At 56.4% G+C, this 1,566-nt stretch carries 2 protein-coding genes; both read right to left on the bottom strand.

Features of this window, described 5'->3' with window-relative positions:
- Positions 1 to 119: 119 nt before the first annotated feature.
- Positions 120 to 566, bottom strand: coding sequence for a DUF3592 domain-containing protein (locus AC1DYI_RS35160; RefSeq protein ID WP_477208728.1), 447 nt, complete (start codon positions 564 to 566; stop codon positions 120 to 122).
- Between the two features lie 102 nt (positions 567 to 668).
- Positions 669 to 1,400, bottom strand: coding sequence for a hypothetical protein (locus AC1DYI_RS35155; RefSeq protein WP_477208727.1), 732 nt, complete (start codon positions 1,398 to 1,400; stop codon positions 669 to 671).
- Between the last annotated feature and the right edge of the window lie 166 nt (positions 1,401 to 1,566).

The following is a 1,566-nucleotide window of genomic DNA, read 5'->3' as shown; positions in this document are numbered from 1 at the left end:
GGTCTAACGTTCGACGTAAGGGGCCTGCCGCAGGCAGGTCCCCTTGACGGAGGGGTTAGAGGTCAGCGCGGCATAACCTGATGGGTTTTGCTTTGAATTGATATCTTGTGTCGATTGCTTCATGACCTCTTACGCTGGTTGTGTTGCGGATTGGAGTACTGCCGAAACAAACGCTTCCGAAATACCCACAGGAGCGCTGAAGCGAGTAGGAAGAGGCTTCCTAGCGTGCCTGAAATCAGCGACGCAAACCAGTTTTCGAGGAAGCTGTCGACTCGTGCTTGCGTAGGTGAACCTCCAGGATACAGAACCACCACGCTCTCGCCCTTGTAGAAGGCTGGCGGGCTGCTTTGCACCTTTGTCAGAAAGCGGTGTTCGCGGCCATAGCCATCAACGAACGAAATCTCTGGATGTGAGGTGTCCTGGCGCTGGTGCAAATCAATGACAATCCCGGTGGTGCGTACAGCAGCGCTAGCAAATGCGCGGACCTCCAGTGCAACATGCACGGAAACGCCGAGCAATATGGAGGCGGCAAGCGCCATGAACAGAGAGGCCCACGGTTGCGGCATTGGACCCGATTGCCATGACCATTCAGTTGACGCGTTCACGATGTTGACCTCTAAMGTTCGACGTAAGGGGCCTGCCGCAGGCAGGTCCCCTTGACGGAGGGGTTAGGCGGCTCGCTCATAGGTTATGAACTTGTGGCCGGGAAAGAGTACCTTCGCACATTGGTGTAGTTGCTTGTGAATGGCGGGGATGCTCTCATTGCAAGCCTCAATGTGCTGACGCGCAATCTCGGCACCATTCATCGCACCGGCGAAAAGTCTTTCACCGAGAAGCATAGCGACCTGCTCGCCTGAAACGATCTTGCCATTGAGCGCGGCATTCGCCAACGCCGGCTGAACTTCTCCCACGTAGAACTCGTTGCGAGTCTTGAGGCTCTCCAGAGCCTGATGAAAGCGTTCCTGCTCTATTGCGATGCGCATTAGGAGCGCCGGGTCGTCTGACTCCAGGAGGAACTCCAGGTCCGCTAGGTTGTGAACCAAGTCTTGGTACGGGGGTGGCTTCAGTGCCGGTAGATTGAAAGCCCGCTCGAACTCTGACTTGTACTTCTCGAAGTCATCTGCAAGCTGGTGAATGGCGTTTGCCTGCCTGATCATCACGAACAGAGCTCGATTCATCGCCTCTCGTCGGGTTGTAAGGAGCTTTCGGACTTCCTTGTCTTCGTTCAGCCGAAAGGCAAAAGTGGCTCCCAAGAATGTCCCGAACAGCGACAACAGCGGAACGACGGTGTCCTTCAGCCCGATGACGCCGGTAACGAGTGAGACGACTATCACTCCCGCTGAAAGCGCCAAAGCGATTGGATAGAGCCAGACTGAGCGTCGCGGGGGCAATGATTTCATAAGACGCTTAACGTTCGACGTAAGGGGCCTGCCGCAGGCAGGTCCCCTTGACGGAGGGGTTAGGCACCGGAGATGCACCAACCGTGGTGAGTTTGCCTTGCAAGGCAGACGGACCCGAGGAAACTGGAGATGCTACTCGGCTGACCGGAGCCTGGCTATGCAGCAC

This window comes from Ideonella sp. P3_A4 (assembly GCF_056403075.1).
This window is presented reverse-complemented; position numbering and strand designations above follow the sequence as displayed.